The sequence below is a fragment of the Tsuneonella sp. HG222 genome, from assembly GCF_053819185.1.
The window spans coordinates 1,555,830-1,569,786 of sequence record NZ_JBSOQZ010000001.1 but is presented as its reverse complement, the minus strand read 5'-3'; the positions used below and the strand labels follow the sequence as shown (position 1 = coordinate 1,569,786).

14 protein-coding genes are annotated in these 13,957 nt (G+C 66.5%); 9 read left to right on the top strand and 5 right to left on the bottom strand.

Annotation, left to right across the window (positions count from 1 at the left end; all coding sequences use genetic code 11):
* Positions 1-87: 87 nt before the first annotated feature.
* The 3 genes from ilvN to miaA all read right to left on the bottom strand — a co-directional run bounded on the left by ilvN (position 88) and on the right by miaA (position 3,444).
* Positions 88-603: an acetolactate synthase small subunit gene (gene ilvN / locus ACWPMZ_RS07860; RefSeq protein WP_455703453.1), complete on the bottom strand. Its 516-nt coding sequence runs from the start codon at positions 601-603 to the stop codon at positions 88-90.
* The gene (gene ilvB, locus ACWPMZ_RS07855; RefSeq protein WP_455703452.1) at positions 603-2,345 is read right to left on the bottom strand and encodes a biosynthetic-type acetolactate synthase large subunit; all 1,743 of its coding nucleotides are present in this window, start codon (positions 2,343-2,345) and stop codon (positions 603-605) included. Before ilvB ends, ilvN begins: the two co-directional genes overlap by 1 nt.
* A gap of 166 nt (positions 2,346-2,511) precedes the next feature.
* Positions 2,512-3,444, bottom strand: coding sequence for a tRNA (adenosine(37)-N6)-dimethylallyltransferase MiaA (gene miaA / locus ACWPMZ_RS07850; RefSeq protein WP_455703451.1), 933 nt, complete (start codon positions 3,442-3,444; stop codon positions 2,512-2,514).
* Between miaA and serB the strand changes: the two genes are divergently transcribed.
* A complete protein-coding gene (serB, locus tag ACWPMZ_RS07845; RefSeq protein ID WP_455703450.1) occupies positions 3,404-4,321 on the top strand; it encodes a phosphoserine phosphatase SerB in 918 nt (305 codons plus the stop codon). The two genes, miaA and serB, sit on opposite strands and share 41 nt — an antisense overlap.
* Here the strand turns inward: serB and ACWPMZ_RS07840 are convergent, their stop codons facing one another.
* On the bottom strand, positions 4,322-5,590 hold the full coding sequence (locus tag ACWPMZ_RS07840; protein WP_455703449.1) for a DUF418 domain-containing protein: 1,269 nt from the start codon (positions 5,588-5,590) through the stop codon (positions 4,322-4,324).
* Positions 5,591-5,800: 210 nt separating this feature from the next.
* Positions 5,801-8,035: a phosphoribosylformylglycinamidine synthase subunit PurL gene (gene purL / locus ACWPMZ_RS07835; RefSeq protein ID WP_455703448.1), complete on the bottom strand. Its 2,235-nt coding sequence runs from the start codon at positions 8,033-8,035 to the stop codon at positions 5,801-5,803.
* 146 nt (positions 8,036-8,181) lie between these two features.
* Between purL and ACWPMZ_RS07830 the strand changes: the two genes are divergently transcribed.
* The 8 genes from ACWPMZ_RS07830 (at position 8,182) to ACWPMZ_RS07795 (ending at position 13,950) form a co-directional block, all read left to right on the top strand.
* Entirely contained in the window at positions 8,182-8,667 is a 486-nt protein-coding gene (locus ACWPMZ_RS07830) for a YbjN domain-containing protein (protein WP_455703447.1), read from the top strand.
* A gap of 56 nt (positions 8,668-8,723) precedes the next feature.
* Positions 8,724-8,972 carry an exodeoxyribonuclease VII small subunit gene (locus tag ACWPMZ_RS07825; protein ID WP_455703446.1) on the top strand — a complete coding sequence of 83 codons (249 nt, stop codon included), beginning with the start codon at positions 8,724-8,726 and terminating at the stop codon, positions 8,970-8,972.
* A 5-nt stretch (positions 8,973-8,977) separates the two neighbouring features.
* A complete protein-coding gene (locus tag ACWPMZ_RS07820; protein WP_455703445.1) occupies positions 8,978-9,883 on the top strand; it encodes a polyprenyl synthetase family protein in 906 nt (301 codons plus the stop codon).
* Positions 9,880-10,389 carry a pantetheine-phosphate adenylyltransferase gene (coaD, locus tag ACWPMZ_RS07815; protein ID WP_455703444.1) on the top strand — a complete coding sequence of 170 codons (510 nt, stop codon included), beginning with the start codon at positions 9,880-9,882 and terminating at the stop codon, positions 10,387-10,389. The genes ACWPMZ_RS07820 and coaD overlap by 4 nt, the downstream gene beginning before the upstream one ends.
* 81 nt (positions 10,390-10,470) lie before the next feature.
* Positions 10,471-11,142, top strand: a complete 672-nt coding sequence (locus ACWPMZ_RS07810; protein ID WP_455703443.1) for a peptidylprolyl isomerase — start codon at positions 10,471-10,473, stop codon at positions 11,140-11,142.
* A 25-nt stretch (positions 11,143-11,167) separates the two neighbouring features.
* Positions 11,168-12,196 (top strand): tRNA preQ1(34) S-adenosylmethionine ribosyltransferase-isomerase QueA, encoded by a 1,029-nt coding sequence (gene queA / locus ACWPMZ_RS07805; RefSeq protein ID WP_455703442.1) that lies wholly within the window; start codon positions 11,168-11,170, stop codon positions 12,194-12,196.
* A gap of 39 nt (positions 12,197-12,235) precedes the next feature.
* Positions 12,236-13,186 carry an ABC transporter ATP-binding protein gene (locus tag ACWPMZ_RS07800; RefSeq protein ID WP_455703441.1) on the top strand — a complete coding sequence of 317 codons (951 nt, stop codon included), beginning with the start codon at positions 12,236-12,238 and terminating at the stop codon, positions 13,184-13,186.
* Complete coding sequence (locus ACWPMZ_RS07795) at positions 13,183-13,950, top strand: ABC transporter permease (protein ID WP_455703440.1); 768 nt, start codon at positions 13,183-13,185, stop codon at positions 13,948-13,950. The genes ACWPMZ_RS07800 and ACWPMZ_RS07795 overlap by 4 nt, the downstream gene beginning before the upstream one ends.
* Positions 13,951-13,957: the final 7 nt, after the last annotated feature.

The window sequence follows — 13,957 nt, the reverse complement described above, 5'->3', positions numbered from 1 at the left end:
TGGCAGGACCGTTTGACTTCTCGCGGTGCGAGTGACTGGATAAGCCCCTGCACGAGCGGGAGCGACGATGATTTTCTATTTCGGGGCCTAGGCCCCCTCGGCTCCGCGCATCATGCCCACGATGCCGCTGCGGCCGACCTCGACAAGGCCGAGTTCGCGCATCAGGGCGATGAAGCGGTCGATCTTCTCGCTCGCCCCGGTCAGTTCGAACACGAAGCTCTCGGTGGTCGTGTCGATCACCTGGGCGCGGAACACCTCGGCCAGGCGCAGCGCCTCGACCCGGTCGTCGCCCCGGCCCCTGACCTTGATCAGTGCCAGTTCGCGTTCCACGTGACTTCCCGCCTCGGTCAGGTCGACGACCTTGTGGACCGGAATCAGCCGTTCGAGCTGGCTGATGATCTGGTCGATCACGGGGGGCGGCCCGTTGGTCACGATGGTGATCCGGCTCGTGTGGTGATCTTCCGAGATGTCGGCCACGGTCAGGCTGTCGATGTTGTAGCCGCGCGCGGTGAACAGTCCGGCGATCTTGGCCAGAATGCCCGCCTCGTTGTCGACGGTCACGGCCAGCACGTGCCGTTCGGTGTCGCGATGCTGGATTTTCATCAGACCAGGGCCTTCGCTTCGTCTTCCATCGTGCCGGCGACCTGATCGCCGTAGAGCAGCATTTCGGTATGCGCAGCGCCGCTGGGGATCATCGGGAAGCAGTTCGCGTCCTTCGAGACCTGGCAATCGACCATGACCGGGCCGTCATGCTCCATCATCGCCCGGATGCCGGCGTCGAGGTCCGCTTCGTGCTCGATGCGGATGCCCTTCCAGCCATAGGCTTCGGCCAGCGATACGAAATCGGGCAGGCTGTCGGAATAGGAGTTCGAATAGCGACTTTCGTAGGTCAGTTCCTGCCACTGGCGGACCATTCCCATGTATTCGTTGTTGAGGATGAACACCTTGACCGGCAGGCGGAACTGGCTGGCGGTGCCCATCTCCTGGATGTTCATCTGGATCGAAGCCTCGCCGGCAATATCGATGACCAGCGAATCCGGATTGCCTAGTTGCGCGCCGATCGCCGCCGGCAGGCCGTAGCCCATCGTGCCGAGGCCCCCGCTCGTGAGCCACTTGTTGGGGCCGAAGAAGCCGAAATACTGGGCCGCCCACATCTGGTGCTGGCCGACTTCGGTGGTGATGATGGGATCCTTGTCGCGGGTGAGGGCGAACAGCCGTTCGACCGCGAGTTGCGGCATGATCGCATCCTTGCGACTGGGGTAGGCGAGGCTGTCGCGCGCCTTCCAGCCGAGGACCCGCGCCTTCCATTCGCCCAGATCCGTCGCCCGCCGGTCGCCCCAGGCGGCGAGCAGCTGCTCGAGCACGGTGGCGCAGTCGCCGACGATGCCATGGTCGACCGGCACGATCTTGTTGATGCTGGCGCGGTCGATATCGATGTGGATCTTCTTCGAATTGGGCGCGAAGGCATCGAGCCGGCCGGTCACGCGGTCATCGAAGCGCGCCCCAATGGCAACGATCAGGTCGGCCTGGTTCATCGCCATGTTGGCCTCAAACGTGCCGTGCATTCCCAGCATGCCGAGCCAGTCGGGGTGATCTGCCGGAAAGGCACCCAGGCCCATCAGCGTCGAGGTGACCGGGGCGCCGGTCCGCTGTTGGAGTTCGCGCAGCAGCACGCTGGCGCGCGGACCCGAATTGATAACACCCCCGCCGGTGTAGAACACCGGAGCCTGGGCCTGCGCCAGCATCTCTACGGCCCGAGCGATCTCGTCGCTGCTGCCCTCGGTGCGGGGGTTGTAGCGCTTGGGCCGCTGGACCGGCCCGTCGTGCAGGGCAGCGGTGGCCACCTGGACGTTCTTGGGGATGTCGACCACGACCGGGCCGGGGCGGCCGGTCATGGCGATCTCGAACGCCTCGTCGATCGTCGCCGCGAGTTCCGCGGGATCCTTCACGAGGTAGTTATGCTTCGTGCAATGGCGCGTCAGGCCGATCGTGTCGGCTTCCTGGAATGCGTCGGTCCCGATCAGGTTGGTCGCAACCTGCCCGGTGATCACGACAAGCGGGATCGAATCCATGAAGGCGTCGGCGATGCCGGTGATGGCGTTGGTCGCGCCGGGGCCGCTGGTGACAAGGACCACACCCGGCTTGCCGGTGCTGCGGGCATAGCCTTCGGCCGCGTGCGCCGCGCCGGCTTCATGCCGCACGAGGATGTGGCGGATGCGGTGATCGCCGAACAGCTCATCGTAGATCGGCAGGACCGCGCCGCCAGGATATCCAAAGACGAACTCCACGCCCTGCCTGACCAGGCATTCGACCAGTATCGCAGCACCGCTGCGTTCATCCGACACGATTGCAAACCCCTTATCTGCTGCGTTTCCCTTGCCGGAAAAAACGGACCCGGCGCGATTGCCTCGCGCCGGGCCGCTCCTCTCCAGCTCGTGACGGTGCCAGACCTGCGGCGGCTCCCGTGCTTGCAGGTCGGCTACGCGACATTAAATGTCATGTCAACCCATGTTACGAGAATAATCTTTCAAAACAGGCGGAGATGTTGGCTCTTTCGGTCTCGTCGCGAGGCCAATCTTGCGGTGGCTGCCGCCTGAACCAAGTATATTGGCGCTTGGCGTAATTGCGCGTCGCCCGTTTCCCGCGCTCGACGGCCTCGTCGCGCGACCAGTCTCCGCGCAGCCAGCCCGCAATTTCCGGTACGCCGATCGCACGCATGACGGGTGCCGCAGGGTCAAACCCGCGCGCCAGCAGCGCTTCCACCTCGGCGACCGCGCCGCCATCCATCATCATTTCGAAGCGCAGGTCGCATCGCTGGTAGAGCCATTCGCGCGGCGGCAGCAGTACGAGGGGGTGGAGGTCGATCACCTGGCCGATGCCTCCGGCGGTTTCGCGTTGCCAATGAGCCAGTGGGCGGCCTGTCGAGCGCACTACTTCAAGCGCGCGGGCGATCCGGGTAATATCCCCGGCAGCGAGAATTGCGGCCCGTTCGGGGTCTTCATCGATCAGAGCGGCGCGTGCCTCGGCCACCGAAAGGCCGCGGACAGCCTCCCTGACGTCGGGGTCGATCGGCGGGACCGGGGCAATGCCGTCGAGCAGCGTGCGGATGTACATCCCCGTGCCGCCGACCAGGATCGGCACCGTGCCGGCGCGATGCGCTTCTTCGATCTCCTGCCTGGCGCGGGCGGCCCAATCGGCTGCCGAGCAGGGCTGGGCTCCGTCCCAGGCGCCGAACAACCGATGCGGCACCGCCTGCATCTCGGCCTCGCTCGGCCGGGCACTGAGGACTTCCAGGTCGCGATAGACTTGCGCGCTGTCGGCGTTGATCACCACCGCCGGCCGCCCGAGCGCGCGGGCCAGCGCGACGGCGAGATCGCTCTTGCCGCTGGCGGTCGGCCCTGCAATGAGCGCGACCGGTTTTCTGGAGGTATCCCCCTTGCTCATCGCGCGCCTGATAGCAGACCCGGCGGGGCTGGAAATGCGCCTCGACGCCGCGAGCCGCGCGCTTGCCGAAAGAGGCGCGCCGCTCGCCGGGGCCCAGATGCTCGATTTCTGCGGCGACGTGCTCGAATTGTCGCTCCCGGGCGATGACGTCGCGGTATTGCGCGAGGTGATCGACGCGCACTTCGCCCCGTGCGACTTCCTCATCAGCGATCAGCCGTTCCGCCGGCCCGACCTGTTCGTATCCGACATGGATTCGACCATGATCGGCCAGGAATGCATCGACGAACTGGCCGATTTCGCCGGCCTGAAGCCCCAGATCGCCGCGATCACCGAACGCGCGATGCAGGGCCAGCTGGATTTCGAAAGCGCGCTGCGCGAGCGCGTCGGCCTGCTTGCCGGGCTCAGCGACGGCGCCATCGGGCAATGCCTTGCAGAACGTATCCGGCCGATGGACGGTGCGCGCACCCTGGTCGCAACGTTGAAGCACCTCGGATGCCGTACGGTGCTGGTGACCGGGGGCTTCCATCATTTCGCCGATCCGGTGGCCGAAATGCTCGGGTTCGACCAGGTCGTCGCCAACCGCCTTGCCGTGTCGGAGGGCAAGCTGACGGGCGGCCTCGTGGGCGGGATAACCGACAGTTCGGTCAAGCAGCGGGTCCTGCGCGAGGGAGCGGTCCGTATCGGCGAGCACGCGACCACGCTGGCGACCGGTGACGGTGCAAACGACATTCCGATGATCGAGGCAGCGACCTACGGCATCGCCTATCACGCCAAGCCCAAGGCGCGCGCCGCCGCCAACGGAGCGATCGACCGGGGTAACCTGACCAGCATTCTCAAACTGCTCGACATCGCCGAAGGCGACTGGGTCTCGGGCTGATCAGGCCGTCGACGCGCCGAATTCGGGCGCCGGTCGGGCGCGCCGCATCGGTTGCCATTCCATGCGAGCGAGGCTGCGCCAGGCCCATTCGAACGGCCCGTAGCGATAGTGCGCCAGCCACCACGGCGACCAGAGCAGCATGATCGCCCAGACGACCGGCACCAGCAGCCATGCCTGGCCGCGCGAAACTTCGGCATAGAGCCCGCCGAAAGTGCCGAAGAACACCGCCGTGCCGATCAGCGTGGAGCCGAGGTAGTTGCTGAATGCGGTCCGGCCGACGGCTGCGAACCGATCTGCGACCGCTCCGCGTTTGCCGAAGAGCAGGATGAACAGCGCGGCGTAGCCAAGCGCACCGATGGGATGCAGCGGACTGACGAAGAGCTGGGTCCATGGGAAGTAGACCAGCGGCGCGAAATCCGACTGGACCGATTTGACGGCGCCGATCGTGTGCACGAGCAGATCGCTACCCAGGCAGATAGCGGCCACCGTGACATAGCTCGAGCGCTTCCACGCGCCGGTCAGGAAGCCGGATTTGTAGGCGGCCATGCCCAGCAGCATGAGGCCCAGCGTTTCGATCCCATAGCCCAGCACGCCGTTGAACGGGCGCCAGGCCTCGGGCGGAGTGGTGGCGGCCTTGAAATGCGCGGGAATCGAGGCGTGGGTGGCCTTGTCCTCGGCAATCCGCTTGGCGAGGTCGGGCGCAGGCGAGAGCATCTGGTTGACCTTGGCCTGCTCTTCCGCCGACCCGCCGCCGCCCTTGACCCGCTCGACCATCTCGATCTGCGGCACGGCGGAGGCGATCTCGCTGCCGTACATATACCCGAGGGCCAGGAGCGAGGCGAGAACGAGCCACTTGGGCGACAGGCGCCAGAACACGTAGGCGACCATGCCGACCATCGCGTAGTTCGCCAGGATGTCGCCCCACCACAGCAGGTAGAAGTGGGCCAGGCCGAACAGCAGCAGCACGATCATGCGCGGGAAGTGGACCTTCCACGCCGCGGTGCCCCCGGCGACCGCGCGTTTGCACACGACGATCGTCGATGCGCCGAAGAGGATCGAGAAAAGGGAGCGGAAGCGGCCGTCGACGAAGATCGAGTTGAGCGCCCACATCACCTTGTCGTACCCGTGCTCGAAGCCGAAATCGGGCGGGTAGAAATAGGCGCTCTGCAGCATGGCCATGCCGACCACGTTGACCGAAAAGATGCCCATGACAGCGATGCCGCGGATGACGTCGAGCGTCAGGATGCGGTTGGCAGAAGTGGTTGCCATCGTACGTTACCCCACGAAAGCCGCTTGAAGCGGCACCGTCCCTGGGGAGCGGTTTAGCGATCCCAGCGGTCGGCGGGAATAGCTTTCGACGGGCGGCAGTGCAGGGGCGACAGGGGCCGCTAGGGTGTACGATCCGTGTCGATCAAGCGCACGATTTTGGTGTCCGGCGACCTTTCGGCCGCCTTCAGGCAGCGAACAACCGTGCCGCGCCTAGCTTTCCAGCCAGTCGCGGAAAAAGCTGAGGTGCGCTTGCTTGAGGTCGGCCACCTTTACGCCGAACAGCGCATCGCCGCCGGTCGTGCCGAGGCGGCGGAAGCCGACGCGGGCGGTGTCCTCGTTCTCCGTGCCCTTGGCGAGCGCGCGGTTGAGCGCCTCGGTATCGGGTACGGTAACGACGTAGCGGCCCTGGTCCTCGCCGAACCACCACTGCGCGGCGGTGTAGTCGGGATGGCCGTCGACCTCGGCGCCTATGCCGCCCGCCATGGCCATTTCGGCCAGAGCCACGGCGAGGCCGCCGTCCGACACGTCGTGCACCGCACTGACGAGGCCGTCGGCGATCAGTTCGCGTACGATCCCGCCCGCGGCCTTTTCCAGCGTCAGGTCGACCGGCGGGGCGCGGCCTTCGTCGCGGCCGTGGATTTCGGCCAGCCAGAGCGACTTGCCAAGGTGCGAGCGTTCCGGGTCCGGGGTCGCCCAGGCCTCGGGCCAGATCAGGTAGATCGCCTCGCCGTCGGCCTTGAAGGGCATGGTCATCATCTGCGCGTAATCGTCGATCAGGCCGACGCCGCCGATCGCCGGGGTGGGCAGGATCGCGCTACCGCCGCCGGTCGCCTTGCTCTCGTTATAAAGGCTGACGTTGCCGCTCACGATGGGGAAGTCGAGCACCCGGCACGCGGCGCCCATCCCGTCGAGCGCGTGGACGAACTGGGCCATGATCTCGGGCCGCTGGGGATTGGCGAAGTTGAGGCAGTTGGTCACCGCCAGCGGCCGCGCGCCCACGGCGCACAGGTTGCGATAGGCCTCGGCGATCGCCTGCTTGCCGCCTTCGTAAGGGTCGGCATGGACGTAGCGCGGGGTGCAGTCGGTGCTGATGGCCAGCGCCTTGCGCGTGCCGTGGACCCGCACGACGCCGGCATCGCCGCCGGTCTGCAGCGTGTCGGCACCGACCTGGCTGTCGTACTGCTCCCAGATCCACTTGCGCGAGGCGAGGTTGGGGCTGGCCAGCAGCGCGAGCAGGTCCGCACCCACGTCGGCCGTGTCGGGCCGCTCGGTCATCGGCGCGATGCCGGCCCAGGCCTTGTATTCGTCGAGCGAGAGGTAGGGCCGATCGTATTCCGGCGCATCGTCGGCCAGCGGGCCGAGCGGGATGTCGCACACGACCTCGCCGCCCCATTCCAGCACCATGTGGCCGGTGTCGGTGACTTCGCCGATGACCGCGAAGTCCAGCTCCCACTTGCGGAAGATCGCCTCGGCCATGGGCTCCTTGCCGGGCTGCAGGACCATTAGCATCCGCTCCTGGCTCTCGCTCAGCATCATCTCGTAAGGCGTCATGCCGTCTTCCCGGCAGGGGACCTTGTCCATGTCGAGCCGGATGCCCGCGCCGCCCTTGCTGGCCATTTCCACGCTCGAACTCGTCAGGCCGGCCGCGCCCATGTCCTGAATCGCCACGATGGCGTCGGTCGCCATCAGCTCGAGGCAGGCCTCGATCAGCAGCTTTTCGGTGAAGGGGTCGCCCACCTGCACGGTCGGGCGCTTGGCCTCTGCATCCTCGCCGAAGTCGGCGCTGGCCATCGTTGCTCCGTGGATTCCGTCGCGCCCGGTCTTGGATCCGACGTAGACGATAGGATTGCCCACGCCGGTGGCGGCGGAATAGAAGATCTTGTTCTGGTCGGCCACGCCCACGGTCATCGCGTTGACCAGGATGTTGCCGTCGTAGGCCGGGTGGAAATTGGTCTCGCCGCCCACCGTCGGCACTCCCACGCAGTTGCCGTAGCCGCCGATGCCCTCGACCACGCCGCGCACCAGGTGCTTCATCTTGGGGTGGTCCGGCCGGCCGAAGCGCAGCGCGTTCATGTTGGCCACGGGCCGCGCGCCCATGGTGAACACGTCGCGCAGGATGCCGCCCACGCCGGTCGCCGCGCCCTGGTAGGGCTCGATGTAGCTGGGGTGGTTGTGGCTCTCCATCTTGAAGATGCACGCCTGCCCGTCGCCGATGTCGATCACGCCGGCATTCTCGCCGGGGCCGCAAATCACCCAGGGCGCCTCGGTCGGCAGCTTCTTGAGGTGCAGGCGGCTCGACTTGTAGCTGCAATGCTCGGACCACATGACCGAGAAGATGCCCAGCTCGACCAGATTCGGCGCGCGGCCGAGGCGGTCCTCGATCACCGCATATTCTTCGGGGGACAGGCCGTGCTCGGCAACGATCTCGGGGGTGATCTCGGTCATGGCCCGGCCCCTTAACCAAGCGCGGCCGGAGACGCTAGAGGGGGGCGCGCCAACCGGTTCGCTCAGGGCCGTTCTTCCCCGGTAAAGCGCCGGTTGCCTTGCATGCCGGATTGGTTAGATCGGTGGTAGGGCAAGGGGGCAGATTCATGAACAGGATCCTATCGTTCGCATTGGCGGTTGCGTTGGCACTGGGTACTGGGCAGGCGGCCCTGGCCCAAGTCCGGCCGGGCAACATCACCCCGACCAACCCGGAAAGCGTTCGCGAGGCGCTTCTGCAGGCGGGCTACAGGGCCAAGCTGACCAAGGACGAGACAGGCGATCCCCTGATCGAAAGCGCCGCCAACGGCTACGATTTCAAGGTCTTCTTCTACGGCTGCACGGCCAACACCGATTGCCGCACGCTCCAGTTCTATGCGGGATTCCAAAAGCCCGACCACGGGACGCTCGAAGACCTGAACAAATGGAACTCGGCGAACCGGTTCGGCCGCGCCTATCTCAAGGACGACGGAGTCGCCCGGCTCGAGATGGACATTACGCTCGATGGCGAGGGGATGGGCCCCGGGCTTTTTGCCGACAACCTGGCTTTCTGGGACGCGCTCATGGGGCAGTTCGCAGAGGCAATCTGGGATTAGGCGGCGGGCCGGGTGACTGCTTGACCCAAACGGGTATCCCCGCCAAAGCACCGCGCATGGCGGAAGAGGGTGCAGACCTGTCGCAGATGAGCTTCGAGGACGCGCTGCGCGCCCTCGAAGACGTGGTTCGCAAGCTTGAAGGCGGCGAGGTGCCGCTGGAGCAGTCGATCGACCTCTACGAACGCGGTGAAGCGCTGCGCAAACATTGCCAGGCGCGGCTCGACTCGGCGCAGGCGCGGATCGAGAAGATCGTCCAGGGGCCCGACGGCAAGGCCGCCGGCACCGAGCCGTTCGACGCCGGTTGACCACGATGAGCCTCGTCGTGGCCGACGACCTCCTCACACAGGGCTTCAAGCGCATCCAGGGCGAAGTCGACGCGGCGTTCGACCAGCTACTGCCGGTACCCGCCGATGCCCGAGCCCGCCTGATCGAAGCCATGCGCTATGCCGCGATCGGCGGGGGCAAGCGGGTTCGGCCGCTGTTGCTCACCGCCACGGCCGATATGTACCGCGTGTCGCGGCAGTGCTCGGTCCTGGCGGCTTGCGCGGTGGAGGCGATCCACGCCTACTCGCTGATTCATGACGACCTGCCCTGCATGGACAACGATGCCCTGCGTCACGGCAAGCCCACAGTGCACAAGGCCTTCGACGAGGCGACCGCGGTGCTGGCGGGGGATTCGCTCCACGCGCTTGCGTTCGAGGTGCTGGCGATGCCCGAGACGGCGAGCGATCCCTACGTTCGCGCCGAGCTGGTCGGCGCGCTGGCCGGGGCGAGCGGGGCGAGCGGCATGGCGGGCGGACAGATGATGGACATCGTCGCCGAAAGCCAGACGTTCGACCTGCATACCGTGACCCGCCTGCAGCAACTGAAAACCGGCGCACTGCTGGCCGCCGCGGTCGAGATGGGCGCCGTGCTGGGGCGCGTGCCGGAAGAGGGCAGGGCGCACCTGCGGGCCTATGCCCGCGACATCGGTCTCGCCTTCCAGATCGCCGACGACCTGCTTGACGCCAGCGGCGACGAGGCGAAGGCCGGAAAGGCGCTGCGCAAGGATGCAGATGCGGGCAAGGCGACTTTCCTCAGCCTGATGGGCGAGGAGAAGGCACGCGACCAGGCCGCCGCGCTGGCCGAGCAGGCCGTCGGCCATCTGGCGCAGCATGGCGAGGAAGCCGACCTGCTGCGCGCGCTCGCCCGCTTCATCGTGGAGCGCGACAGGTGAGCCGCATCGGCCTTTATCCCGGCACGTTCGACCCGATAACTCTGGGCCACACCGACATCATCCGGCGCGGGGCCAGGCTGGTCGACACGCTGGTCGTGGGGGTCACCACCAATCCCTCGAAGGATCCGATGTTCAGCCCGGAGGAACGGATCGAGATGGTCCGGGCCGAGGTGGGGCGGCTCGGCATCGACAATGTCGAGGTTGAGGGGTTCAACGCGCTGCTGGTGAAGTATGCGCGGCGGATCGGCGCCACCGTGCTGATCCGGGGCCTCCGCGCGGTCGCCGACTTCGAGTACGAATACCAGATGGCGGGCATGAACCAGCAACTGGACGAGGGCGTGGAAACGGTGTTCCTGATGGCCGACGTCAGCCTGCAGCCCATCGCCAGCAAGCTGGTCAAGGAAATCGCCCTGTTCGGGGGTAACATCGCGCCGTTCGTGAGCCGCGACGTGTGCGAACAGGTGGAAGCGCGGGTCGCGACGCTCGGCCGTCGCGGCGATTTCTGAGGCGCGCAGAGCCAATTCGTTAATTGCAGCGTCAGCGGCTTGCCGATAGGGCGCTGCGAAATCGGAACATACGGACCAGTCATGATCAAAGCCTTCGCTTCGGCCGCACTCGCGGTATCGCTCGCCCTGACGCCCGCCCTGGCCGCGGCGCAGGATGCCGCCGCTACTGCCGCCGCGCCGGCCGCCCCGGTGCCATCTCAGGTCGATTTCGACATGGCGCACGATCCGGACAACATCCTGCTGCTCGATCTGTCGAACAATCAGCGGGTCGCCATCCGGCTGATGCCGCAGTGGGCGCCCGGGCATGTCGAGCGGGTCAAGACGCTGGCCCGGCAGGGATTCTACAACGGGGTGATCTTCCACCGTGTGATCGAAGGCTTCATGGCGCAGACCGGCGATCCCACCGGCACCGGCACGGGCGGTTCGCCGCTGCCCGACCTGAAGGCGGAGTTCAATCCGGTGCCCCACCTGCGCGGCACGGTCTCGATGGCCCGCTCGCAGAGCGAGGACAGCGCCAACAGCCAGTTCTTCATCGTCTTCTACCCGCGCTTCGCGCTGGACAAGAAGTACACCAACTTCGGCCGGGTCATCTCGAACATGCCGGGCGTCGACACGATCGCCAAGGGCGAGCCGCCGGCGGAGCCGACCTGGATCGTCCAGGCCTCGATCGCGTCCGACAACCTGCCACAGCAGTTCGCTCCGGCGACGCCCGCAGTAGCCGCCGTTGCACCCAGCGAACCTGTTTCGCAGTAGGACCCGCGGCGGGTAAGGCCCGCGCATGCGAGTCGACCTCTTCGATTTCGACCTCCCGCCCGAGCGCATAGCCCTGCGCCCGGCGCGTCCGCGCGACGCCGCCAGGCTGCTGGTCGCGCAGGGCGACTCGCCGCTCGCCGACCGGCATGTGCGCGACCTGCCCACGCTGCTGCGCCGGGGCGACGTGCTGGTGTTCAACGACACCCGCGTCATTCCCGCCCAACTTGAAGGGCGCCGGGGGGACGCCCGGATCGGCGCCACGCTGCACAAGCGGATCGACCTGCGCCGCTGGCAGGCCTTCGTGCGCAACGCCAAGCGGCTGCGTCCGGGCGAGGTGATCGAGTTTCCTCAAGGTGTGAGCGCCATTGCCGAGGAGCGGCTGCCGGACGGCAGCTTCGTGCTCGCCTTCGCGGGGGAGGAGCCGGTCGAGGTCCTGCTCGAACGCGCCGGGACCATGCCGCTGCCGCCCTACATCGCTGGTAAGCGCGCGACCGACGAGGCCGATCGCAGCGACTATCAGACGATGTTCGCCCAGCGGGACGGGGCCGTTGCGGCGCCGACCGCGGCGCTGCACTTCACGCCGGAAACGATTGCAGCTCTCGACAAGGCGGGAATCGGCCGCGAAACGCTCACGCTCCATGTCGGGGCGGGGACCTTCCTGCCGGTCAAGGCCGAGGATACCGCCGACCACGCGATGCATAGCGAGTGGGGCAGGATCGAGGCGGCGACCGCCGACCGACTCAACGCCGCGCGCGCCGCCGGGGGCCGGATCATCGCGGTGGGTACCACCAGCCTGCGCCTGCTCGAAAGCGCGACCGGCGAGGACGGCGTCGTACGCCCGTTCGAAGGCGATACCGCGATCTTCATCACGCCCGGTTACCGCTTCCGCGCGATCGACGGCTTGATGACAAACTTCCACCTGCCCCGCTCGACGCTGTTCATGCTTGTCAGCGCGCTGATGGGGCTCGAACGGATGCGGCAGGTCTACAATCACGCGATTTCGGGGGAGTACCGCTTCTACAGCTACGGCGACAGCTCGCTGCTCATTCCCTGAGGTTGCATTCCGCAACTTAACCGCCATCTTGCGCGCCACATGAGCGAGCCGATTCTCCAGATCGAGGGACTGACCAAGACCTATCCCAACGGACTTACCGCGCTGGCGGGGGTCGACCTGGAAATCCGCAAAGGCGAGATTTTCGCGCTGCTCGGGCCCAACGGGGCCGGTAAGACCACCCTGATCGGCGCGATCTGCGGGCTGGTGAACCCCACCAGCGGCACGATCCGCGCCTTCGGCAAGGACATTTCCGAACACTGGCGCGAGGCGCGTAGGCGTATCGGTCTCGTTCCCCAGGAACTTGCGTTCGACATGTTCGATAAGGTGATCCGCCAGGTTCGCTATTCGCGCGGCATGTTCGGCCTCGCGCCCGACGAGGCGCGGATCGAGGAGGTGCTCCGCTCGCTCAGTCTTTGGGACAAGCGCGACGAGCAGATCCGCAAGCTTTCGGGCGGCATGAAGCGCCGGGTGATGATCGCCAAGGCGCTGGCGCACGACCCCGACCTGCTCTTCCTCGACGAGCCTACCGCCGGCGTCGACGTGGAGCTGCGGCGCGACATGTGGCGCCAGATCGACGAGCTGCGCGCCCGCGGCGTGACGATCATCCTCACCACCCACTACATCGAGGAGGCCGAGGAAATGGCCGACCGCGTGGGCGTGATCGACAAGGGCCGCATCCTGCTGACCGACGACAAGAGCGCGATCATGGCGCGCCTCGGCCGGACCGAAGCGCATTTCACCTTCGACGCGCCGCTGGCGGGCATTCCCGCCTCGCTCGCCGACTATCCGCTTCAGCTCGAGGACGGCGGGCGCCGCCTGGTCTATCGCGGCGGCGACGGGACCGGGAAGGGCAAGTCCGATGTTGCCGAGATCGCCCGCACGATGACGCGCCAGGACATCCCCTTCGTCGGGATCGACACACGTGAATCCACGCTGGAGGACATCTTCGTCGACCTGGTCCACCAGGCGGAACGGGAGAAGGCGCTATGAACCTGCGCGGCGCCATCGCCATCCTGAAGAACGAGCTGCACCGGTTCTTCCGCACGGCCTTCGGCTCGATCCTCTCGCCCGTCCTCACGACCTCGCTCTACATCGTGGTGTTCGGGGCGGCGATCGGCGGGCGGATGGACACGTCGATGTTCGGCGGAGCGAGCTACGGGGCGTTCATCGTGCCCGGGCTGATCATGCTCACGCTGCTCTCGGAAAGCACTTCGAACGCCAGCTTCGGTATCTACATGCCCAAGTTCACCGGCGGCATTTACGAACTGCTTTCCGCGCCGGTCGGCGTGGCAGAAACGATCATCGGCTTCGTCGGCGCAGCGGCGATCAAGGCGCTGATCATCGCCGCAATCATCCTGGTGACGGCGCGAATCTTCGTCGATTATTCGATCGCGCATCCGATCTATGCCGTGGGCTACATCGTGCTGGTCGCGGCCGCCTTCGCACTGTTCGGCTTCATCCTTGGCCTGTGGGCGGACGGGTTCGAGAAGCTGCAGATCGTCCCCATGCTCATCCTCATGCCGCTGACCTTTTTGGGTGGGACGTTCTATTCGGTGCAGATGTTGGCCGAGCCCTGGCGCTCGGTGGCGCAGGCCAACCCGATCTTCTACCTCGTCAATGGACTGCGCTGGACGTTCACCGGCCATTCCGACGTGCCGATCGGCATCGCGTTGGGCTTCACCCTTGCGTTTCTCGTCGCCTGCGTGGCGGTGATCGCCTATATCTTCCGCACGGGCTGGCGGCTGCGCAGCTAAACCGCTA